The organism is Microbacterium sp. UNCCL10 (assembly GCF_000746195.1).
GTDB classification, from domain to species: domain Bacteria; phylum Actinomycetota; class Actinomycetes; order Actinomycetales; family Microbacteriaceae; genus Microbacterium; species Microbacterium saccharophilum.
This window is the reverse complement of the sequence record NZ_JQKT01000009.1, coordinates 162,026-183,664: the sequence shown is the minus strand read 5'-3', so window position 1 is coordinate 183,664 and position 21,639 is coordinate 162,026. Positions and strand designations below refer to the sequence as shown.

The window sequence follows — 21,639 nt, the reverse complement described above, 5'->3', positions numbered from 1 at the left end:
CGCGTCTCGGGACGGGCACGCGCATCCCCGCCATCCGCGGCCCCTCCCACCTGACGTTCAGGGACGGTGCGCCGACGGCGAACACGGGCATGCCGGCATCCGGTGGTGGTTATCGTCTTTCGTAAGCACCGGAACACTCGGTGCGCGGAGGAGTCGACGATGTTCGAGAGATTCACGGATCGTGCCCGTCGTGTGGTCGTCCTCGCCCAAGAAGAGGCGAAGATGCTCAACCACAACTACATCGGCACGGAGCACATCCTGCTCGGTCTCATTCACGAGGGCGAGGGCGTCGCCGCCAAGGCGCTGGAGTCGCTGGGCATCTCGCTGGACGCCGTCCGCGAGCAGGTCCAGGACATCATCGGCCAGGGCCAGCAGCAGCCGACCGGCCACATCCCCTTCACGCCGCGGGCGAAGAAGGTGCTCGAGCTGTCGCTGCGCGAAGCGCTGCAGCTGGGCCACAACTACATCGGCACCGAGCACATCCTGCTCGGCCTGATCCGCGAGGGCGAGGGCGTCGCCGCGCAGGTGCTCGTCAAGCTCGGCGCCGACCTGAACAAGGTGCGCCAGCAGGTCATCCAGCTGCTCAGCGGCTACCAGGGCAAGGAGCCCGCGGGCGTCGCGACCGGCGCCGGCGAGCAGAACCAGCCTGCCCAGGGCGGCTCGGCGGTGCTCGACCAGTTCGGCCGCAACCTCACGCAGGCCGCGCGCGACAACAAGCTCGACCCCGTGATCGGGCGCGAGAAGGAGATCGAGCGGGTCATGCAGATCCTCTCGCGTCGCTCCAAGAACAACCCCGTCCTCATCGGCGAGCCCGGCGTCGGCAAGACCGCCGTCGTCGAGGGCCTCGCGCAGGCGATCGTCAAGAACGAGGTGCCCGAGACCCTGAAGGACAAGCAGGTCTACTCGCTCGACCTCGGCTCGCTCATCGCCGGGTCCCGCTACCGCGGTGACTTCGAGGAGCGCCTGAAGAAGGTCACCAAGGAGATCCGCACGCGCGGCGACATCATCGTCTTCATCGACGAGATCCACACCCTCGTGGGTGCCGGTGCCGCCGAGGGCGCGATCGACGCCGCCTCGATCCTGAAGCCGCTGCTCGCACGCGGCGAGCTGCAGACGATCGGCGCGACCACGCTCGACGAGTACCGGAAGCACTTCGAGAAGGATGCTGCGCTGGAGCGCCGCTTCCAGCCGATCCAGGTGGCCGAGCCGAGCCTCCCCCACGCGATCAACATCCTCAAGGGCCTGCGCGACCGGTACGAGGCGCACCACAAGGTGCAGATCACCGACGGCGCGATCGTCGCGGCGGCGAACCTGTCCGACCGGTACGTCTCCGACCGCTTCCTGCCCGACAAGGCCATCGACCTGATCGACGAGGCCGGCGCCCGCCTGCGTCTGTCGATCCTGTCGTCCCCGCCGGAGCTGCGCGAGTTCGACGAGAAGATCGCGAAGGTCCGTGAGGACAAGGAGCGCGCGAGCGAGGAGCAGGACTTCGAGAAGGCTGCGTCGCTGCGCGACGAGGAGAAGTCGCTGCTCGCCGAGCGTCTCCGCCTGGAGAAGCAGTGGCGCTCCGGCGACGTCGCCTCTCACGCGGTCGTCGACGAGGGCCTGATCGCCGAGGTGCTCGCCCAGGCCACCGGCATCCCGGTGTTCAAGCTCACCGAGGAGGAGACCAGCCGTCTCGTCTTCATGGAGAAGGCGCTGCACCAGCGCGTCATCGGCCAAGAAGAGGCGATCGCGGCGCTCTCGCGCACGATCCGCCGCCAGCGTGCCGGCCTCAAGGACCCGAAGCGCCCCTCGGGCTCGTTCATCTTCGCCGGCCCCACGGGCGTCGGAAAGACCGAGCTCGCCAAGGCGCTCGCCGAGTTCCTCTTCGACGACGAGGGCGCGCTGATCTCCCTCGACATGTCGGAGTTCGGCGAGAAGCACACCGTGTCGCGTCTGTTCGGTGCCCCTCCCGGATTCGTCGGGTTCGAAGAGGGCGGCCAGCTCACCGAGAAGGTGCGCCGCAAGCCGTTCTCCGTGGTCCTCTTCGACGAGATCGAGAAGGCCCACCCGGACATCTTCAACTCGCTGCTGCAGATCCTCGAAGAGGGTCGCCTGACCGACGGTCAGGGCCGCGTCGTCGACTTCAAGAACACCGTGATCATCATGACGACGAACCTCGGTTCGTCGGCGATCGCCGGTGGCCCGGTCGGCTTCCAGGTCGAGGGCAACGCCCAGACCAGCTACGAGCGGATGAAGGGCAAGGTCGACGAGGAGCTCAAGCGTCACTTCAAGCCGGAGTTCCTCAACCGCCTCGACGACATCATCGTCTTCCCGCAGCTGAACAAGATGGAGCTGCGTCAGATCGTCGGCCTCTTCACGAAGCGTCTCGCCGAGCGACTGCTCGACCGCGACATGACGGTGGAGCTGACGGATGCCGCGAAGGACAAGCTCATCGAGATCGGGTTCGACCCGACACTCGGTGCGCGGCCGCTCCGCCGCGCCATGCAGCGTGAGGTGGAGGACCAGCTCAGCGAGCGGATCCTGCACGGCGAGCTGACCGCGGGCGACCACGTCACGGTCGACGCGCAGGACGGAAAGTTCGTGTTCGAGAAAGCGCCGCGCGGCGACAAGGTCGCGATCGGCGTCGGGGCGGCGGGCGAGATCGCCGCCACGCCGGACATGGCGACCGGCTCGTAAGTCACCTGATCGACAAGGGGGTGGATGCTGCGGCATCCACCCCCTTCGTCGTTTCTGGCCGTCCCTACTCGATGGGCGCGACGTCGACCGAGACCCGCAGCGTCGAGGTCTTCGCCTTCGTGAAGATGATGCCCTTCACGGGGGAGACGTCGCCGTAGTCGCGGCCCCAGGCCACGGTGACGTAGCGGTCGTTCGCCCACTGGTTGTTGGTCGGGTCGATCGCGAGCCACTCATCGGTGCCCGGCAGCCAGACCGCCACCCACGCGTGCGACGCGTCGGCCCCGAAGACCCGCTGCTTCCCCGGCGGCGGCTGTGTCGCGAGATATCCGGACACGTAGCGCGCCGCGACGCCGTGCCCGCGCAGGCAGGCGAGCGCGACGTGCGCGAAGTCCTGGCAGACCCCCGCGCGTTTGCGGAACGCGTCGGCGACGGTGCTCGTCACGGTCGTCGCGGTCTTGTCGTAGTCGAAGTCGCGGAAGATCCGCTGCATGAGATCGGTCGCAGCCTCGCCGATCGGGCGCCCGGGGGTGAGCGACTCGGCCGCGTACGCCGTCGCCTCCTTCGCGTGGCGCACGCGCGCCGACTCGAGCGCGTACTCGGTCGCCGCCCACGCGCCGGGCAGGTCGGGCCGCAGCAGCGGCCGCGCGTCCTCCCAGGGCCGGGCGAGGGCATCCGGGTCGTAGACGGGCTCGTGCACCGTCACGTCGCTCGTCGACTCGATCGTGAGCTGCGGATGCGGGTCGGTGAGGTGGAAGTAGGTCGCCGCGTTGCCGAAGTAGTCGACGTCCGGCTCGTAGTCGCCGGGAACCGGGTCGACGGTGACCGACGCCGAGGAGACCTCCTGCCAGGGCAGCGACCGGGGGAGGAGGTGGAAGAGCCCGACGCTGTCCTGCACGGGCTTGCTGTACGTGTAGGCGGTGCGGTGCCAGACGCGGTACTGCTTCACGGGAGCGCCTCCGTCAGCTCGATGAGGGAGAGCTCCGACAGCGAGACCGCCGGCGGACCCATCTCGAAGTGCAGATGTGCGATGGCATCGGCGAGCTGCTCGAGCTGGGCCTGGACGTCTGCGAGGAAGTCGGCGAGAGCCGCGCGACGGCCGCCGGTGATGGCACCGAGGGATGCCGCGTCGACGGCGAGGAGCTCCGTCTCCAGGTGATCGAGCAGCCGCTCGGCCCGCGTCGACCCGGTGGATGCCGGCATCGCCGCCAGGTGCGAGCGGAGCCCCGCGAGCGCGAACGACAGCGACCGCGGATTGTCCCGGTCCAGCAGCAGGAGGTCGAGGGCGTCGGCGACGCGCAGCGACCCGCGGTAGCGGCGGCGGTAGGTGACGATGCTCTCCGCCGTCGTCAGCAGGCTCTCCAGGGAGGCGCGCTCGACGCGCGGCGTCCGCACCTCGATGAGCCCTGCGCTCAGCAGGTGGCACAGCTGCAGGCCGCGCTCCAGCGCGCGGCCGGCCTCGATCATGTGCCAGCCCGTATCGCGGATCATGTTCGCCGTGACCCCGTACAGCACGAGGATGGCGGCGAGCATGCGACCGGCGGACTCCGAGGTGCGGTGCGTGTGCGCGGAGCTGCGGAGGGCCCGCGTGGCACGGTCGACGTTCGCGAACACGCGCCAGGTGTCACCGGAGAGCTGATCGCGGACGCCCTCCAGCGCGTCCCGGAGGCGGGCGAGGGAGTGCGCGACCGAACCGGGTCGCGCGGCGTCGAGCAGGAGGGAACGGAACTCGGCGTCCGGGTCGAGGAAGCGTGCGCCGGAGAGGCGGTGCAGCGCGCCCAGCAGCACCTGCGCGGCGCCGTCCACGGCCGCCGCGTGCGCTCCGGGCTGATCCAGCTCGGCCTGCGTCGCCAGGAGGAGCCGGAGCAGGTCCTCGGCGCGCTCGGCGTACCGCCCGGTCCAGAACATGTCCGCGAGCGCACGGGGAGCGAGCGCCGGGATCGAGCGGGCGGAGGGGAGCGGGGCGATCTCGGTGAGACCCTGATCGGGGTCGGCATCCGAACTCTTCAGGACCCAGACGTCCTTCGTGATCGGGGCGGAGTCGATCGTCTCGCGGAAGGCCGCGAGCCCCCCGACGAGGGGCCGGTACGCGGAGCCGTAGCGCAGCGTGAACGCGCGGAGCGTGAGCGGCATCGCGGCAGCCCGACCGGTCCCGCTCCACACCGGCGCCTGCGAGAGGGGGAGGAGGTCCTGGCCCACGAAGCGGTGCGGTGTCGCCTCGATCCGTGCGGTGAGCTCGGTGGGGTCCAAGCCTGCCGTCGCGGCGCGCGGCTCGTCGATGGGGCGGACGATGAGCGCGGGATCCTCCGCGGCGATGCGCTGCAGGACGCTCGCGCGGGCTTCGGGGTCGCCGCACCACCAGGTCGGCGTCGACGGGAGCCGCAACTGCTCGCCGAGCAGATGCTCGCAGGCGGCCGGGAGGTAGGGCATGAGGCCCGGGTTCTCCAGCACCCCCGCGCCCAGCCCGTTGACGAGGCGCACCCGCCCCCGGCGCACCGCCTCGGAGAGTCCCGCGACGCCGAGGCGGGATTCGGCGCGCATCTCGAGCGGGTCGCACCACTCGGCATCCACTCGGCGGATGATGACGTCGATGCGCTCGGTGGGCTTCGTCAACGGCCAGCGGGCGGGCTTCATCCACACCCAGCCGTCGCGGACGACGAGGTCGGAGCCCTGCACGAGCGGGAAGCCGAGGGCGCTCGCGAGGAAGGCCTGATCGAACGCCGTCTCGGACAGGGTCCCCGGCGACATGATCACGATGCGCGGGTCTTCGATGTGCTGCGGGACCGCCGACAGCAGCGCCGCGCGGAGCGCCGAGAAGTACGGGTCCATCCGGTGCAGGCTGCTCTCCTGATACAGATCGGGGAGCACCTGCGAGAGGACCCGACGGTTCTCCGCCGCGAAGCCGAGGCCCGAGGGCGCCTGCACCCGGTCGGCCAGGACGTGCCATTCGCCGTCGCCGTCGCGGCCGAGGTCCGCGGCCGACAGCAGCAGCGGGCTGGTGTCGAAGGCGCTCGCGCGCGCCATCGGCCGGGCGAAGCCGGAATGGCCGACGACGACGGCCGCCGGCACGATGCCCTCCCGCAGGAGGGTCTGCGGGCCGTACAGGTCCAGGAGCATCGCGTTCAGCAGCTCGGCGCGCTGCGCGAGCCCGACGTCCAGGCGCGCCCATCCGGGCGCGTCGATCACGAGCGGCATAGGGTCGAGCTGCCACGGCTGGGAGCCGGAGTCGCGGCGGGTGTACGAGACGCCGTCGTCGGCGAGGAAGCGGGTGATCTCGCCGTCGACGCGGTGCATCTCGTCCGGCGTGACGGCGAGGGCGAGCGAGGCGAGCGTCTTCCACGCGGGCCGCAGGGTCCCGTCGGCCTCGACCACCTCGTCGTAGCGGACCGGCCCGCCGGGTGCGTCGAGGGGCAGTGTGGGCTGGGACACCGCCGTCGAATAGTCGCGGAGGACGCTCACGCGGCGCGGGTCCTCTGCGGCGCAGGATGCCGCTCGCCGGCGTGGCTCGGGCGGGCGACGCGGAAAGGCATGACCTCAGCTTGGCGGATCCCTGTTGCGGGCGGGTTACGGCGCACCGGTCCGGCGGCACCGCCGGGCATAAAGTGGTGCGGTGACCTCGTTCGTCGTCCGACCCGCCCGCACCGGGGATGTCCGCGGCATCCTCGAGATGCTCGACCCGTGGGTGCAGCGCCGCATCCTGCTCGGCAAGGAGCCGGTCACGCTCTTCGAGTCGGTGCAGGAGTTCGTCGTCGCCGAGGCGGAGGGGCGCCTGATCGGATGCGGTGCGCTCCATGTGATGTGGGAGGACCTCGGCGAGATCCGCACCCTCATCGTCGTCGAGGACTGGCTCCAGCACGGGGTGGGCGGCGCCATCGTCGCGCGGCTCGAGGAGAACGCGCGCGCTCTGGGCCTTTCGCGGCTCTTCTGCCTCACCTTCGAGGTCGACTTCTTCACGCGGCGCGGCTTCGCCCCCATCGGCGAGCAGGTCGTCGACTCCGACGTCTACTCGCAGATGCTGCGCAGCCCCGACGAGGGCGTCGCGGAGTTCCTCGACCTCGCGCACGTCAAGCCCAACACCCTGGGCAACACCCGGATGCTGAAGCAGCTCTAGGCGTGCCGCCGCGGACCGGAGCGGTCCCGCGGCTTAGCCTGAAGGGGTGAGCACCCCCGCACGTCGACGCCCGAGTCCCGCGGTCTACCGCCGCCGGCGTCTCGCCGTGCTGCTGGCGGTTCTCGCCGTGGCCGCCATCGTCGCCCTCCTGATCTGGCAGCCCTGGCGGGGTGCGGCAGGGGATGCCGCGAAGCCGGCGGCCACCACGACCCCGACCGCGACGCCGAGCCCGACGCCGTCAGCGGCGCCGACGACGCCCGCGCCCGCGCCATCCACCCCCGCCCCCGATCCGAGCGAGACCGCAACGGCCATCGCGCCGTGCAGCACGAGCGACATCTCCGTGTTCGCGGTGACGGACAAGGACTCCTACGGCAGCGGCGAGCTGCCGAAGCTGTCGATCACGATCTCCAACGACGGCGACGCGCCGTGCCTCATGAACGTCGGGACCACGACGCAGAAGTTCGAGATCACGAGCGGCAGCGACGTGTGGTGGCGGTCGACGGACTGTCAGACCGAATCCAGTGACCAGGTCGTGCAGATCGCGCCCGGCCAGACCGTCTCCAGCGCCACGCCCCTGGAATGGAGTCGCACCCGGTCGTCGGTGGACACGTGCGACGCGACGGACCGGCCCACGGCGGGTGCCGGTTCGTACCACCTGTCCGTCTCGATCGGGGGCATGGAGGCCGCCGACACCCGTTACTTTCAGCTTCGCTGATGCTTTCGCGGGCATAAACCGGTCTCGGGCCGCGCCTCCGTGCGGCATCTGCTCGGGTTCCTGAGGGTTACCTGACCTTCCTGAGAACATTCTCATGAATTGTCCGCCGAATGGGGGACGCGTGTTCCGGCCAGGATGCGTACCCTGTAATCAGCTCCCGAGGCGACCCCCGTTGTCCCCAGCATCGGTCGTCGGGCCAACCCCAGAGGCCCGACTCGGATCCCCCGCCCGGTGAGCAATGGGCCCTCTCGATTTCCCCAGTCCCCAATGGGGGGACCGAGAGGGCCCCTCACTTTCTCTAGGCTTGTCGTCATGGCCGGGAAGAAGCGCTCCGCGAAGGAGCCTCTGGAGTTCCGCAATACGCAGCTGGCGGACGCGCTGCAGACCCAGGACATGGCGGCCCTCGCGTTCGCTCTCCGGCACGGCCCCACGGTCGTGCCACTGCTCCGGCCGGGGCAGCGCGACAACCCGCTCGACGGCGGCGAGGTGTGGACCTACCGCGACCCCCGGACGGGGGATGTCGCGCTCCTGCTCTTCAGCGATGCGACGCACAAGCCGGCCACGCTGCCGCCCGCCGTCGCGCTGCAGTCGCCGGGCTGGCTCCGTGCATTCCTCAGCACGCATGAGTCGGAGATTACGACCGTGTTCTTCGACATCGCCGGGCCCCACCCGATGCAGGCGACGCCGGCGGATCTGCTCGCCGCGCTCGACGCGTAGCGACCGATCAGAACCCCGGCGCGTCGCCGCGCTCGGGGGTGTGCAGGCGCGCGAGGTCGCCGAGCGCCCGCCGCAGGTCCTTCGATGCCGTGTCGACGACCGAGCGATAGCCCAGGCGTGCCGCCTCGCCGCGGCGCTGATCGTGCTGCGTGACGGCGCGGATCTCGCCGGACAGGCTGAGCTCGCCGACCGCGGCGAGGTTCGGCGGGTTGTGCCGCCCCGTCACCGCGCTCGCGACGGCCAGTGCGATCGCGAGGTCGGCGGCCGGTTCGGTGAGCCGCACGCCGCCCACCGTGGAGACGTAGACGTCCTGGTCGGACACCCGGATGCCGGCGCGCTTCTCGAGCACCGCGAGGACCATCGCGACCCGCGCGCCGTCGACGCCGCTCACGATGCGGCGCGGGTTCGGGCCGGTGGCCGTCAGAGTGAGGGCCTGCACCTCCACCGGGAGGGCGCGTCGCCCCTCGAGCGCGATCGTGACGCACGTGCCCGGTTCGCGCGAGCCGTGCCCAAGGAAGAGCGCGCTCGGATCGCTCACCTCCTGGATGCCGGACCCGGTCATGTCGAAGCAGCCCACCTCATCGGTGGCGCCGAAACGGTTCTTGAGGGCGCGGACGAAGCGCAGCGAGGTCTGGCGGTCGCCTTCGAACTGGCAGACGACGTCGACCAGATGCTCGAGGATGCGCGGGCCCGCGATCGACCCGTCCTTCGTGACGTGGCCGACGATGATGACGGGCAGGTCTCGCTCCTTCGCGACGCGGATGAGGGTGGATGCCACCTCCCGCACCTGACTGGGATGACCCGCGACCCCGTCGCTCAGCGAGGATGAGACCGTCTGCACGGAGTCGACGATGAGCAGCTCCGGGCGGGTCTCGTCGATGTGACCGAGGATCGTCGCGAGGTCGGTCTCGCTGGCGAGGTAGAGCTCGTCGTGCAGGGCGCCGGTGCGCTCGGCGCGCAGCCGCACCTGCCCGAGCGATTCCTCCGCACTCGCGTACAGCACCCGTCGCCCCGCGCGGGCGCTCTGCGCCGCGACCTCCAGCAGCAGCGTCGACTTTCCCACCCCCGGTTCGCCGGACAGCAGAATGGCGGCACCCGGCACGATCCCGCCGCCGAGGACGCGGTCGAACTCGCCGACCCCGCTCGTCCGTCGCGGGGTTTCGCTCGTGTCGATCTCGGTGATGGGGCGCGCGGCCCGCGTCGGCGCGATCGGCGACACCGCGTGCACGATGCCGGTGGCGGTGGCCGCCTCGACGACCGTCCCCCACTGCTGGCACTCGCCGCAGCGACCGACCCACTTGGCGGCGGTCCAGCCGCACTCGGTGCAGCGGAAGGCGGTCGTCGCTGCGGGTCGTCGGGTTGCCATCCGATCAGCGTACGTCGCGCATGCGACACTGCCGGTGCGCCCATGGGCGGGTCAGCAGAGGTGGCTCCGGACCGTGGCCGGAGAACAGCTCAACGCAGCGAGTCGGCGACCCCGCGCAGCGCGTCCGCCGAGCGACGGAAGAGACCGAGTTCGCTGGGCGAGAAGGCGGTCGTGCGGATCGGTGCGGCGCCGTTGCGGCTGACCACCGACGGCACAGAGAGCGCGACGCCGCTCACGCCGTGGAAGTCGTCGAGCACCGTGGAGACGGGCATGACGGCGTGCTCGTCGTTGAGTACGGCCTCGACGATGCGCGCGCTGGAGAGGCCGATGGCGTAGTTGGTGGCGCCCTTGCCCTGGATCACCTTGTACGCGGCGTCGCGTACGTCCACCGCGATCCCGTCCAGCTCGTCGACGGTGAACTTCGGCTGACCGTCCAGGGGCTCCCAGTCGAGGATCGGGACGGTGCCGATCGTGGCATGCGACCACAGGGGGAACTCGGTGTCGCCGTGCTCGCCGACGATGTAGGCGTGGACGCTCGAGATCGAGACACCGGCGCGCTGCGCGAGCTTCCAGCGCAGGCGCGACGTGTCGAGCACGGTGCCGGACGCGAAGATGCGCTCGTAGGGCAGGCCCGTGGCCTGCTGGGCAAGCACCGTCAGCACATCGCAGGGGTTGGTGACGATCACGTACGTGGCGTCGGGTGCGACCTCGAGCAGCCGCGGCATCATCGATGTGAGGATGCCGGCATTCACGCCCGCGAGCTCCGTCCGGGTCTGACCCGGCTTCTGCTTGGCGCCCGCGGTGATGACCACGACGTGCGAGCCCGCCGCGACGGAGATGTCGGCGCCGCCGATGATGTCGCTGGAGCCGGTGAACTGCGCGCCGTGCGCGAGGTCGAGCACCTCGGCCTCGGTCTTCTCCGCCGCGATGTCGTACAGCGCGACGTGGCGCGCCGATCCGCGGATGAGCGCCGCATACGCCACGCTCGATCCGACCGCTCCGGCGCCGACGACGGTCAGTTTCGAGTTCTCGATCACGCTCATGCGTTCAGTCTGGCAGGGCGGGGTAGTGCCTGCCACCGCGCGGGCGTGGATGCGGGCAGACCCGGCGCGGTTCGCGCCATCCCGCGGCGTGTCGTAAGCTAGACGGCGGTGACGTGTCCGAGCGGCCGAAGGTGCAACTCTCGAAAAGTTGTGTAGGGTAACCCCCTACCGTGGGTTCAAATCCCACCGTCACCGCCAGTAAAACACCGGATCAGCGCCCCTTTCGAGGGGCGCTGATCGGCATTTTGGGAACATTTCGGGAACGACGGTGTTCTCAATCCGTTCCCAAATTGGCTCTCGCTTTACGGTCCAGCACTCTATTTTCTACGTTTGAGCAGGGGTTTTCGTAACGCTGGCGCAGAACTGACGGTGGGAAAGTGCCCCACCATGGGTGTGTGGGCGCACTCGGTGGGCGCACCCTCGGCTTGGTTCGCGGCCGTTGCTACACGGCAAGGTGGGCGCTGGGGTGTCGAACGCTCGCGAACGCTCGAGGAGCGAGCTGCGAGGGCGCGCAGCGATTGCACTCTGGCGGATCGCGTGAGTGTTCGGTGAGGATGACCTCATGCAGTTCGCTGGAGTTCTCCCTGAGGATGCGACTGACCCGCGGCTTGAACGCCTGGAGCGGCTGAAGGACATGCCGGTCCCGATTGTCCTGCTCGTCCCGCAGCCATCGGTGGAGTTCGTGGATTTCGGTGTCTCCACTACCGGTAGCGGTAGCGGCGTCGATGCGATGACCGTCAGCATGTCGGCGACACTGTGGCGGAACCCGGTGGACAAGTCCGACCCGGTGAACCTCGCGGACCTCGACGAGGACACGCGCCGTGCGATCGAGGAGGTGCCGCCCTGGCCGCGCCCGGCCTGGTTGGTCGAGTCCGTCGAGCGGATGCGGTATCCGATGCTCTGGGAGGCTGTGCAGACGACCTGGCATCGTGAGGAGACCGAGCGCAGCACCCTTCCCGCCTTGCTGGTGGAGCACACGACACACGTCCTCATGAACCAGTTCCGCGAGCAGCTCGGGCTCGGTGTGCACGACTGGTCGTCGCCCGCCCTGACCTCAGAACGGGTGGTGCGTCGCGGCGTCGACGTGTCGATCGATGGGGCTGTCGTCTCGGGTTCGGAGATCGACACCGACCCCTTCGTCTACGCAGTCGGCGCGACGCTCCCCAGCGGCGGCACCCTTACCGCCGTGGTCCCGCGAGATCACCTGCCGTATCTCACGCTTGCGTTCGTGCAGCGCCCCCGCTCACCCACGCGCCACCACCGCTTTCGGGCGCGTGGATGAGGGCGTACGGTCACCCCATGCCAGAGGTCGTGGTCCACGGTGTGCGCATCGCCTACCGGCGTCGCGGGGCCGGGGCGCCGCTCGTTCTCTTCCACGGCGCGTTCGAAGACTCCAGGGTCTGGGCGAGGGAACTCGAGCGACTCAGCTCGCACCTCGATGTGATTGCGTGGGATGCGCCGGGGTGCGGCGCCTCCGATGATGTGCCCGAACTGTGGGGCGACGCGGAGTGGGCAGGCGCCGCATCCGGGTTCATCACGACCCTCGGACTGCGGAACCCGGCCGTCGCGGGTTTCTCGTTCGGGTCGATGATCGCGCTGCTCCTCGCCCGTGATTACCCCGCGTCCGTCGGCCAGTTGGTGGTCGTCGGCGCCTACGCGGGCTGGGGTGGGTCCCTCGGCCCCACTGAGTTGGCAGAGCGCGTCTCGGCCGTGCAGTTCACGATCGAGCACCCGGTAGAAGAGTGGGCGGACGAGTTCCTCGATTCCGTCTTCACGCCCGATGCCGACCCGGAGCGTCGCGCGCTCGCGCGCAGGCTGCTCGATGACTGGCGACCCGCCACCACAGCGGCACTGCTCGCGGTGATCGTGCGAGACCTCCGTCCAGACCTCCCGGCAATCCGAACGCCGACCGTCATCGTGCGCGGCACCGCCGACGCACGCAGTCCCCGCAGCGCGGCGCTGAAGTTGAGCATGCTCCTTCCTCACGCCCGCATCGTGGAGATCGCCGGAGTCGGCCACGATTGCACCGGACCGGAGCTCGATTCCGTGCTGGTCGCTGCTACGTACGCAGCGGCGACGCCGCCGACCGGGTGATCGAGGCCGACCGCGCAGATCCTCCGGTAGGCAACCCAGGTACAAGCGTCGGGTTGCCGCACCCGCGGGTGCTGTCTCCGTTCCCGACCGCCAACCGATCGCAGGAGCGCGAGCGAGCACTGGCGAGCGTTGTCAGGGGACGCGAGAGGCCGCGCCGGGTTCGATCGGTGCGCGCACGGCACGGACGAGCCGCACGAGGTACTCCACCGCGCCGGCGACCGCGACCAGAACGGCGACGCGGTAGACCCACAGCAACGCGACCACCCCGCCGGCGAGGGGATTGGCGACAGTACCGTCGACCGGCTCGGCAGATGTCGCGAATACCGCCAGCGTCAGAATCGTCGCCCCCAACGCGATGGCGATGGTAGCGGGAATCCAGGCGAGCTTCGGGATTGGTCACTTTGGAGAGCAACCGAACCACGATGAGCAAGACAGTCGCCGCGAGGAGTCCCAGGCCGCCTTCCAGCGGGTCGATCAGCCCGACCACGAGCAGAAGCGACGCGACCGCGAGCAGCACGGTCGCGGTGATCACGCGAACTCTCATCGACATGGTCGCCCTCGCCTTCAGCCTCACCATGAGGGCCTCGACTCAACGCTCTCACCGGGCTGTCACGCGGTGGGTGCCATAGGTCCCGTCAGCTGCGCGATGGCAACGGCATGAGGGAACCAGCCCGCGAAACACCGGGGCGTCGAGAATGACAGGTCGGCTTCGGCGTGCGCGAGTTCGTCCGCAGTTGTGATGTCGAGACGGTTTCGGAGGACGGTCGTCCCGGGGATCAGGTATGGGTCGGCCGCCTCAGGAGAGACCTCACCTGAGTTCGGCCAGCAGCGTCTCCACGCGGGCGCGGATGTCGTCCCGCACGGCGCGCACGCCGTCGAGGTCGAGGTGGGCGGGGTCGTCGAGCTCCCAGTCGAGGTACCGCTTGCCCGGGTAGAGCGGGCAGGCGTCGCCGCAGCCCATCGTCACGACGGCATCCGCCGCGCGCACCACGTCGTCCGTGAGCGGTTTCGGGAACTCCTCCGAGACGTCGATGCCGATCTCCGCGAGTACCGTCGCGACCAGCGGGAGGATGCCGGCGCCCGGCTGCGAGCCCGCGGATCGGACATGCACCCGATCGCCCGCGAGATGGCGCGTGAGCGCCGCCGCGATCTGCGAGCGACCCGAGTTCTGCACGCAGACGTAGAGCACCTCCGGCACGGTCTTCGTGATGAGGCCCCGCGACTGCGCGAGGGCGGTCAGGCGGTCGCGCGCGAACTTCTCGGCGAGCGAGGTGAGGTGCGTGGACACGGTCGAGGTGCGGCCCAGCGCCGTGTACGACTCGAAGACGACCCGTTCGACGGTCTCCTCGTTCACCATCCCCACGAATCGTGCGGTCAACTGCTCCGCGATCCGGCGCAGGACCGCGTCCGGAGCGAGGAGGCCCGCCTGGCCCTTCGCCGCGCTCATGCCGCGCCGCGCTCGGGGAGGAGATCGGCGAGCAGCGCCTCGACGCGCCCGCGGATCTCGTCGCGGATGGGGCGGACGGCCTCGATGCCCTGCCCGGCGGGGTCGTCGAGAACCCAGTCCTCGTAGCGCTTGCCGGGGAAGATCGGGCAGGCGTCGCCGCAGCCCATCGTGATGACGACATCCGATTCCTTCACGGCATCCACCGTCAGGATCTTCGGAGCCTGGTCGGCGATGTCGATGCCCTCCTCGGCCATCGCGTCGATGGCGACGGGGTTGATCTGATCCTTCGGGGCAGAGCCCGCCGACAGGACCTGCACGGCATCGCCCGCGAGCTCTCGCAGGTAACCGGCGGCCATCTGCGAACGCCCGGCGTTGTGGACGCAGACGAAGAGGACGGTGGGCTTTTCGGACATGGGGGCCTCGCTTTCTGTGGTGAAAGTATAGAGGCTCATCTATGCATCAAGGGGCGGTTCGGTTAACGGGTGAGGGCTGGCACCTGTCGCGTGGGCGGCGCCGGTCCATAGACGGCAATCTATCCGGAGATAGGATGCGGGCATGCCTTCCGTGATGCCTGCGCCCGACGCCGACGCGATGGTGCCCCTTCCGCGTGCTGCGGCCGAGGGGCTGGCCCGCACGCTGCGGGCGGTCGCCGACCCGACGCGGCTGCAGCTGCTGAGTGTCGTCATCGATTCGACCGACGGTCGGGCGACGATCGGTCAGCTCGCGGATGCGCTGGGGCTGCGTCAGCCGACGGTCACCCACCACGCGCGGATCCTGGTCGAGGACGGCGTGCTGCGGCGCGAACGCGTGGGCAAGTTCGTCTGGCTCTCGATCGCACCCGACCGCCTTGCCGCGATCGCGGACCTCCTGCGGTGAACACAGGCGAACCGCACCGCGTCGGAAGGCCGCTCGATGTGGCCTCCGCCGCGGCGCGCGCGGCGCAGGCGGCCGCGCTCAGCGACGGGCTGTCGTTGCGCGCGCTGAGCGCTCTCGCGGCGGGTGTCCCCGCGACGGAGCTGCCGGAGGTGCTGGATGCCTCGCGTCGGGATGTCGCGCTCGCTCTGGCATCGCTGGAGCGGGTGGGGATCGTGCGGCACGGCGAGGGCGAGGGGTACGACCTGACCGGTGAAGCCTGGGTGCGGTTCGGTCGCCTGCTGGTGGAGACGCCGCGGGTCGGCGGACTGCGCGCGATCGATGTGCCGGTCGTCGCCCTCCCGGACGGCATCGCCTCGGTCGCGCGCGACCTCTCCTACCGGTTCAGCGCGACGTTCAGCGCCGAGACGGTCGGGCGGTACGTGGTGGAGAGCTACCTCCTGCTGAGTCAGCGGGCGCACGTGCGCACCCACCTGGCCGCGCTCACCGCGAAGTACGCCGCCGACCGGCTCGACGCGCTCGCCGCCGCGCAGGGGATGACGCTGCGCGGCACCCCCGAGGTGCTGTTCGTGTGCGTGCAGAACGCGGGCCGTTCGCAGATCGCCGCCGCGTACCTGCGCCATCTGGCAGGTGGCGCCGTGCATGTGCGGACCGCCGGATCCGAGCCGGCCGCCGCCGTGAATCCCCGGGTCCTCGAAGCGCTCGCCGAGGTCGGGGTGCCGCTGTCCGACGACTTCCCGAAGCCGCTGACCGACGAGGTGGTGCAGGCGGCCGACTACGTCATCACGATGGGCTGTGGCGACGCCTGCCCGGTGTATCCGGGCCGGCGCTACATGGATTGGGACCTGGCGGATCCCGTGATCCTGGATGACGCGGGGCTGCGCGCCGTGCGCGACGAGATCCGGGTGCTCGTGGAGGGCCTGCTGGTCGAGATCGGCGTGGCAGCTCAGCCGATCACCCGGTGACCGACATCCCGGAACGACTCTGTGTCGCATTTACCGATGTCGATGCGTGCTAGCGTTGTATCGAAGCTCATCTATACATCGGAGACGCATCATGGCACCGCAGGCACCGCCGAGGCTCGGCACTCTCGACCGGCTGCTGCCGGTCTGGATCCTCCTGGCGATGGCGCTCGGGTTGGCCCTCGCGTTCGTGGCGCCCGGGTTCGGTGACCTCCTCCATGCGGCCTCGATCGGCACCATCAGCATCCCGATCGCCATCGGCCTGCTCGTGATGATGTATCCCGTCCTCGCCAAGGTGCGCTACTCGGATGCCGCCGTCGTGTCGCGGGACAAGCGACTGCTGGTGACCTCGCTCATCCTGAACTGGCTCGTCGGACCGGCGCTGATGTTCGCCCTGGCCTGGCTCCTGCTGCCGGATCTCCCCGAGTACCGCACCGGGCTCATCATCGTGGGGCTCGCCCGCTGCATCGCCATGGTGCTGATCTGGAACGACCTCGCCTGTGGAGACCGCGAAGCGGCGGCGTTCCTCGTCGCGATCAACTCGGTCTTCCAGGTCATCGCCTTCGCAGGGCTCGGCTGGTTCTACCTCCAGGTGCTGCCCGCGTGGCTCGGGCTGCCGACGACCAGCGCCGACTTCTCCGTGTGGGCGATCATGATCAGCGTGCTGGTGTTCCTCGGCATCCCGCTGCTCGCCGGCTACCTCTCCCGCGTCGTGGGGGAGCGCACGCGGGGTCGCGACTGGTACGAGTCGGTCTTCCTGCCGCGCGTCAGCCCGCTCGCCCTCGGGGGACTGCTCTTCACGATCGTGATGCTGTTCGCGCTGCAGGGGCAGCAGGTGCTCGCGCGTCCCTGGGATGTCGCCCGGATCGCGCTGCCGCTGCTGGCCTACTTCGTGATCATGTTCCTGGTCGGCTTCGTCACCGGCAAGCTCGCGAGGCTGTCCTACGAGCGGACGACGACGCTGTCGTTCACGGCCGCCGGCAACAACTTCGAGCTCGCCATCGCGGTCGCCATCGGCACCTTCGGGGCGGCGAGCGGTCAGGCGCTCGCCGGCATCGTCGGACCCCTCATCGAGGTCCCCGTGCTGGTCGGGCTCGTCTACGTGGCACTCTGGCTGCGACCCCGGTTCGCCGCCGGGACGTCGGGGCAGTCCGATGGCGCCGCGCCCGCGCGGCAGCCGGTCGGCACCGCGCGCCGCTAGAAGCCGGCGCGGTCTGCGTCAGGATCCGACGAGCAGCTGCGAGACGCGGTCGAGCGCGCCCGGGACGAGCCGGAAGTACGCCCACGTGCCGCGCTTGCTGCGCTCGAGGAACCCTGCCGTGGTGAGGATCTTCAGGTGATGGGAGACGGTGGGCTGGCTGAGGCCGACGGGCTCGATGAGGTCGCAGACGCACGCCTCCGCGTTCTCGGATGCCGCGACGATCGACAGCAGGCGCAGGCGGGCCGGGTCGGCGAGGGCCTTCATGGTGACCGCCAGCTGCCCCGCCTCCTCGGCGGACAGCGGTTCGCGCACCAGGGGAGCGCAGCACGCGCCGGAGCTGACATCGACGACCTCGAGGACTGTGCCCATGATATCGAGCATAGTCGATATTGACAGAAGTCGATAGAGCGAACAGAATCAGGCATCGACGTCCATCGATATCCGGAGGCTCCTATGACCTTGCTCGATCTCACCCCGCGCGCGGCATCGAACGACCGGCTGGCGACGCTGCCCGTCGTCATCATCGGCGCCGGCCCCATCGGGCTGGCCGCCGCGGCGCACCTGACGGAGCGCGGGCTCGACTTCCTCGTCCTGGAATCCGGCGAGGAGGCCGCTGCGAGCGTGCGGGCGTGGGGCCACACCCGGCTGTTCTCGCCCTGGCGGCACCTGGTGGATGCCGCATCCCGTCGCCTGCTGGAGGCGCGCGGCTGGGAGGCGCCCGACCCCGACGGCGTGCCGAATGGCGCGGAACTGGTGGAGCACTATGTCGCGCCCCTCGCTGCGCTCGATGCGATCGCTCCGCGCATCCGCTATGGCAGCGAAGTGATCGGCGTCACACGAGAGGGGATGGACCGCACGCGCACACGCGGCCGCGCCGCCACCCCGTTCCTGGTGCGCTTCCGGACCGCGACCGGCGACGTCGACGAAGTCGCGGCCCGCAACGTGATCGACGCCTCCGGAACCTACCTGTCTCCGAACTCGCTGTCCTCCAGCGGCCTGGAGCTGCTCGGGATGGGCGAGATCGCCGACCGCGTCACTCCCGCGCTCCCCGATGTGCCCGGCCGCGACCGGGCGCTGTTCGCCGGACGGCGCACCACCGTGGTCGGCGCCGGGCACTCCGCCGCGAACACCCTGCTCGACCTCGTCCGGCTCGCCCGGTCAGAGCCCGGGACCACCGTCACCTGGCTGATCCGCAACTCCCAGGCGGTGCGGGTGTCCTCGTCGGATGATGACGAGCTGGCCGGCCGCGCGCAGCTGGGCGGCCGGGTCGACCGCGCGATCGCCGACGGGTCGATCGCCGTGCTGGACGGATTCGAGATCATCCGCGCCCGCCGGGCGGCCGGTGCCGTGGAACTCGTGGGGCACCGCCGCGGCGCGGTCCTCACCCACACCACGGACGTCGTCGTCAATGCGACCGGCTTCCGTCCGAACCTCGACATCCTGCGCGAGATCCGGCTCGACCTGGACGACATCGTGGAAGCGCCCGCACGCCTTGCGCCCCTGATCGACCCGAACGTGCACTCCTGCGGCACGGTGGAACCGCACGGGTTCCGCGAGCTCACGCATCCCGAGCAGGGGTTCTTCATCGTCGGGATGAAGTCCTACGGCCGGGCGCCGACCTTCCTGCTCGCGACGGGCTATGAGCAGGTCCGCTCCGTCACCGCGTGGATCGCGGGTGACACCGCGTCGGCAGCCCACGTCGAACTCGTGCTCCCGGCCACCGGCGTGTGCTCGAGCGATCTCGGCGGCGGCGGCGGTGGCGGCGGGTGCTGCTCGTGACCCGCGTGCGGGCGATGGCCGCGGCCGATTGGCCGGCGGTCGAGCGGATCTACCGGCAGGGCATCGAGGAGGGTGAGGCGACCTTCGAGGTCGCCACCCCCTCATGGGAGGCGTTCGCCGCCGGCCGGCCGGCGGGGCTGCGGCTCGTGGCGGAAGACGATGTGGGCGACGTCGTCGGCTGGGCGGCGGCATCGCCCGTCTCGGCGCGCCCCGCCTATCGCGGCGTCGTCGAGCACTCCGTCTACGTCGACCGCCGCGCCCGCGGCACCGGGATCGGCCGGCTGCTGCTGTCCGCGCTCCTGGAAGCCGCCGACGCGGAGGGCATCTGGACCGTGCAGTCGAGCATCTTCCCGGAGAATGCGGCGAGCCTGCGGCTGCACGAAGCGGCCGGTTTCCGGGTGATCGGGCGGCGCGAGCGCATCGCGAAGTCGGCGACCGGCGACCGCGCGGGACAGTGGCGCGACACTCTCCTCGTGGAGCGGCGAAGCACGACGGCCGGACTCGACGGAACCCGGATCTGAGCATACCCCCAGGGGTATGTTAGGCTGGCGGCATCAACCAGGAAGGCGATGCCATGTGCAGTCAGGTCATGTGCGCGACCGGAGACCCGGAGGTCGTGCGATGAGGATCGTCATCGTCGGTGGCGTGGCAGGCGGGATGAGCTGCGCGGCACGCGCCCGGCGCCTGGATGAGTCCGCCGAGATCATCGTGCTCGAGCGGGGCGCCCATGTGTCCTTCGCGAACTGCGGGCTGCCCTACTTCGTCGGCGGCGAGATCACCGACGAGCGCGCCCTGCTGGTCCAGACCCCGCAGTCGCTGCGCGCCGCTCTGGCGCTCGATGTCCGGCCGGGCAACGAGGTCATCGCCGTCGACGCGGATGCCCGGACCGTCACGGTCCGCACCGAGGAGGGCCTCGAGCAGATCGCGTACGACGCGCTCGTGCTGTCGCCCGGAGCCTCCGCATTCGTCCCGCCGATCCCCGGCGTCGACTCGCCCCGGGTGCGGACACTGCGCACCGTCGAGGATGCGATCGCGCTGCGCGAGAAGGTGACCGGCGGCGCTCGTCGGGCGGTCGTCCTCGGTGCCGGCTTCATCGGCATCGAAGCGGCCGAAGCCCTCGCCGCGCAGGGGCTCGAGGTCGCGGTGGTCGAGCTGGCGACGCAGCCGCTCCCGCCGCTCGAGCCCGAACTGGCGTGGCTGGTCTCCGAAGAACTGCGCGCGCTCGGGATCGACCTGCGCGTCGGGGTCGCCGCGACCGGCATCACACGCGGTCCGGATGCCGACACCGTCGTCCTCGCCGACGGCACCGAGATCACGGCGGACCTGATCGTCATGTCCGTGGGCGTGCGCCCCGACACGGCCATCTTCGAAGAGGCCGGGGTCGCGTGCGAGCGCGGCGCGATGATCGTCGACGCCCACGGTCGCACCAGCATCCCCGGGATCTGGGCGGTCGGCGACGCGACGCTCAGCGTCGATCCGATCACCGGCGCACGGCGTCCGGTGGCGTTGGCAGGCCCGGCCAACCGCGCCGGCCGGCTCGTGGCCGACGACATCCTCCGCCCCGACGTCGCGCGGGAGATCCCGCAACCGGTCGGCACCGCCATCGTCCGCGTCGGATCGCTCACCGCCGCGCTCACCGGCGCGAACCGCGCGGCGCTCGACGCCGCCGACGCCCCGTACCGCACGCTGCACCTGCACGCGAACCAGCACGCCGGCTACTTTCCGGGGGCCAGCCAGATCCACCTCGTCGTGCACGTCGACCCCGATGCCGGCTGGATCCTTGGCGCGCAGGCGGTCGGCGTCGAGGGCGTGGACAAGCGCATCGACGTGCTGGCCACGGCCATCCGGGCGGGGCTCACCGTCGAGGAGCTCATCGACCTCGACCTCGCGTACTCCCCGCCCTACGGGCAGGCCAAGGACGCCGTGAACCTGACCGGCATGGTGGGCGAGAACGTCCTGAACGGGACGCTGAAGCTCTGGTACGCGGAGGACCTCGACGAGACGCTGGCCACGGCGTTGGTGCTGGATGTGCGCCGTCCCGACGAATGGGATGCCGGGCATCTGCCCGCCGCGCTGCACATCCCGCACACCGAACTGCGGGAGCGCCTCGACGAGGTGCGCGAGCGCGCGGACGGTCGTCCGGTGCGGGTGATGTGCGCGTCCGGGGTGCGTTCGGCGATCGCCCACCGGGTCCTTGCGCAGGCGGGCATGGACTCGGCCTCCCTGTCCGGCGGAATGCTCACCCTGCGCGCCACCCTCGGCGCGCGGGCCGCCCAGGCGCTCGAGACCGAGGGCGCGGTGCAGCGTGCCTGACGCGCAGAAGCTCGTCTCGAACCGCCTGCGACGCGCTCGCGGGCAGCTGGATGCGGTCATCGCCGCGGTGGATGACGGGGCCTCCTGCCGCGATGTCGTCACGCAGCTCGCCGCAGTCTCCCGTGCGCTCGATCGGGCCGGCTACGCGATCGTGTCGTCCGCGATGAAGGAATGCCTCGCCACGCCGGACGCCGAGCGCGGCGACACCGCCCCGACCGCCGACGAGCTCGAGAAGCTCTTCCTCATGCTCGCCTGATCCCGCCTTCGAAAAGGAGACAGCTCGTGTGCTGCGCGGTCACATGCAAGAAGTGCGGAAAGGTGACCTGGGCGGGATGCGGT

Annotated in this window: 21 protein-coding genes and 1 tRNA gene; 14 read left to right on the top strand and 8 right to left on the bottom strand. The window is 70.4% G+C overall.

The genetic code is table 11. The annotated features are described in order from the left end of the window. Positions 1–159 precede the first annotated feature (159 nt). Positions 160–2,682, top strand: a complete 2,523-nt coding sequence (locus tag BR85_RS11285; RefSeq protein WP_028496629.1) for an ATP-dependent Clp protease ATP-binding subunit — start codon at positions 160–162, stop codon at positions 2,680–2,682. A gap of 64 nt (positions 2,683–2,746) precedes the next feature. On the opposite strand, the gene BR85_RS11280 is transcribed toward BR85_RS11285, so the two are convergent. Together BR85_RS11280 and BR85_RS11275 are read right to left on the bottom strand one after the other, a co-directional pair. After that, positions 2,747–3,628 carry a transglutaminase family protein gene (locus BR85_RS11280; RefSeq protein WP_028496628.1) on the bottom strand — a complete coding sequence of 294 codons (882 nt, stop codon included), beginning with the start codon at positions 3,626–3,628 and terminating at the stop codon, positions 2,747–2,749. Further along, positions 3,625–6,138: a circularly permuted type 2 ATP-grasp protein gene (locus tag BR85_RS11275; RefSeq protein WP_028496627.1), complete on the bottom strand. Its 2,514-nt coding sequence runs from the start codon at positions 6,136–6,138 to the stop codon at positions 3,625–3,627. Before BR85_RS11275 ends, BR85_RS11280 begins: the two co-directional genes overlap by 4 nt. A gap of 151 nt (positions 6,139–6,289) precedes the next feature. Between BR85_RS11275 and BR85_RS11270 the strand changes: the two genes are divergently transcribed. The 3 genes from BR85_RS11270 to BR85_RS11260 all read left to right on the top strand — a co-directional run bounded on the left by BR85_RS11270 (position 6,290) and on the right by BR85_RS11260 (position 8,222). Continuing rightward, the gene (locus BR85_RS11270; protein ID WP_028496626.1) at positions 6,290–6,790 is read left to right on the top strand and encodes an amino-acid N-acetyltransferase; all 501 of its coding nucleotides are present in this window, start codon (positions 6,290–6,292) and stop codon (positions 6,788–6,790) included. Positions 6,791–6,836: 46 nt separating this feature from the next. After that, positions 6,837–7,505, top strand: a complete 669-nt coding sequence (locus tag BR85_RS11265) for a hypothetical protein (protein ID WP_197018619.1) — start codon at positions 6,837–6,839, stop codon at positions 7,503–7,505. A gap of 312 nt (positions 7,506–7,817) precedes the next feature. Beyond that, a complete protein-coding gene (locus BR85_RS11260; RefSeq protein ID WP_028496624.1) occupies positions 7,818–8,222 on the top strand; it encodes a hypothetical protein in 405 nt (134 codons plus the stop codon). A 7-nt stretch (positions 8,223–8,229) separates the two neighbouring features. On the opposite strand, the gene radA is transcribed toward BR85_RS11260, so the two are convergent. After that, on the bottom strand, positions 8,230–9,588 hold the full coding sequence (radA, locus tag BR85_RS11255; RefSeq protein ID WP_028496623.1) for a DNA repair protein RadA: 1,359 nt from the start codon (positions 9,586–9,588) through the stop codon (positions 8,230–8,232). 89 nt (positions 9,589–9,677) lie between these two features. After that, positions 9,678–10,631: an L-lactate dehydrogenase gene (locus BR85_RS11250; protein ID WP_028496622.1), complete on the bottom strand. Its 954-nt coding sequence runs from the start codon at positions 10,629–10,631 to the stop codon at positions 9,678–9,680. Positions 10,632–10,738: 107 nt separating this feature from the next. On the opposite strand from BR85_RS11250, the gene BR85_RS11245 reads away from it, so the two are divergent. The 3 genes from BR85_RS11245 (at position 10,739) to BR85_RS11235 (ending at position 12,725) form a co-directional block, all read left to right on the top strand. Next, positions 10,739–10,829: transfer RNA gene (locus BR85_RS11245), tRNA-Ser, on the top strand. A 364-nt stretch (positions 10,830–11,193) separates the two neighbouring features. Beyond that, positions 11,194–11,913: a hypothetical protein gene (locus BR85_RS11240; protein WP_028496621.1), complete on the top strand. Its 720-nt coding sequence runs from the start codon at positions 11,194–11,196 to the stop codon at positions 11,911–11,913. Positions 11,914–11,930: 17 nt separating this feature from the next. Continuing rightward, positions 11,931–12,725 (top strand): alpha/beta fold hydrolase, encoded by a 795-nt coding sequence (locus BR85_RS11235; protein WP_051526312.1) that lies wholly within the window; start codon positions 11,931–11,933, stop codon positions 12,723–12,725. A 132-nt stretch (positions 12,726–12,857) separates the two neighbouring features. Here the strand turns inward: BR85_RS11235 and BR85_RS11230 are convergent, their stop codons facing one another. The 3 genes from BR85_RS11230 to BR85_RS11215 all read right to left on the bottom strand — a co-directional run bounded on the left by BR85_RS11230 (position 12,858) and on the right by BR85_RS11215 (position 14,585). Beyond that, positions 12,858–13,076, bottom strand: a complete 219-nt coding sequence (locus tag BR85_RS11230; RefSeq protein WP_028496620.1) for a hypothetical protein — start codon at positions 13,074–13,076, stop codon at positions 12,858–12,860. A 457-nt stretch (positions 13,077–13,533) separates the two neighbouring features. Then, positions 13,534–14,172, bottom strand: coding sequence for an arsenate reductase ArsC (locus BR85_RS11220; protein ID WP_028496618.1), 639 nt, complete (start codon positions 14,170–14,172; stop codon positions 13,534–13,536). Further along, complete coding sequence (locus BR85_RS11215) at positions 14,169–14,585, bottom strand: arsenate reductase ArsC (protein WP_028496617.1); 417 nt, start codon at positions 14,583–14,585, stop codon at positions 14,169–14,171. The genes BR85_RS11220 and BR85_RS11215 overlap by 4 nt, the downstream gene beginning before the upstream one ends. Before the next feature lie 142 nt (positions 14,586–14,727). Here BR85_RS11215 and BR85_RS11210 point away from each other — a divergent pair, with 142 nt between their 5' ends. The 3 genes from BR85_RS11210 to arsB all read left to right on the top strand — a co-directional run bounded on the left by BR85_RS11210 (position 14,728) and on the right by arsB (position 17,208). Continuing rightward, the gene (locus BR85_RS11210) at positions 14,728–15,048 is read left to right on the top strand and encodes an ArsR/SmtB family transcription factor (protein ID WP_051526311.1); all 321 of its coding nucleotides are present in this window, start codon (positions 14,728–14,730) and stop codon (positions 15,046–15,048) included. A 38-nt stretch (positions 15,049–15,086) separates the two neighbouring features. Continuing rightward, complete coding sequence (locus tag BR85_RS11205; RefSeq protein ID WP_231478688.1) at positions 15,087–16,010, top strand: arsenate reductase ArsC; 924 nt, start codon at positions 15,087–15,089, stop codon at positions 16,008–16,010. 91 nt (positions 16,011–16,101) lie between these two features. Further along, positions 16,102–17,208, top strand: coding sequence for an ACR3 family arsenite efflux transporter (arsB, locus tag BR85_RS11200; RefSeq protein WP_051526310.1), 1,107 nt, complete (start codon positions 16,102–16,104; stop codon positions 17,206–17,208). An 18-nt stretch (positions 17,209–17,226) separates the two neighbouring features. Here the strand turns inward: arsB and BR85_RS11195 are convergent, their stop codons facing one another. Further along, entirely contained in the window at positions 17,227–17,577 is a 351-nt protein-coding gene (locus tag BR85_RS11195) for an ArsR/SmtB family transcription factor (protein ID WP_028496614.1), read from the bottom strand. A gap of 84 nt (positions 17,578–17,661) precedes the next feature. On the opposite strand from BR85_RS11195, the gene BR85_RS11190 reads away from it, so the two are divergent. The 4 genes from BR85_RS11190 to BR85_RS11175 all read left to right on the top strand — a co-directional run bounded on the left by BR85_RS11190 (position 17,662) and on the right by BR85_RS11175 (position 21,556). Continuing rightward, a complete protein-coding gene (locus BR85_RS11190) occupies positions 17,662–18,987 on the top strand; it encodes an FAD-dependent oxidoreductase (protein WP_028496613.1) in 1,326 nt (441 codons plus the stop codon). Between the two features lie 14 nt (positions 18,988–19,001). Further along, a complete protein-coding gene (locus BR85_RS11185; RefSeq protein WP_028496612.1) occupies positions 19,002–19,508 on the top strand; it encodes a GNAT family N-acetyltransferase in 507 nt (168 codons plus the stop codon). A 100-nt stretch (positions 19,509–19,608) separates the two neighbouring features. After that, on the top strand, positions 19,609–21,300 hold the full coding sequence (locus BR85_RS11180) for an FAD-dependent oxidoreductase (protein WP_028496611.1): 1,692 nt from the start codon (positions 19,609–19,611) through the stop codon (positions 21,298–21,300). Next, positions 21,293–21,556 carry a metal-sensitive transcriptional regulator gene (locus BR85_RS11175; protein WP_028496610.1) on the top strand — a complete coding sequence of 88 codons (264 nt, stop codon included), beginning with the start codon at positions 21,293–21,295 and terminating at the stop codon, positions 21,554–21,556. The genes BR85_RS11180 and BR85_RS11175 overlap by 8 nt, the downstream gene beginning before the upstream one ends. The last annotated feature ends 83 nt before the right edge of the window (positions 21,557–21,639 follow it).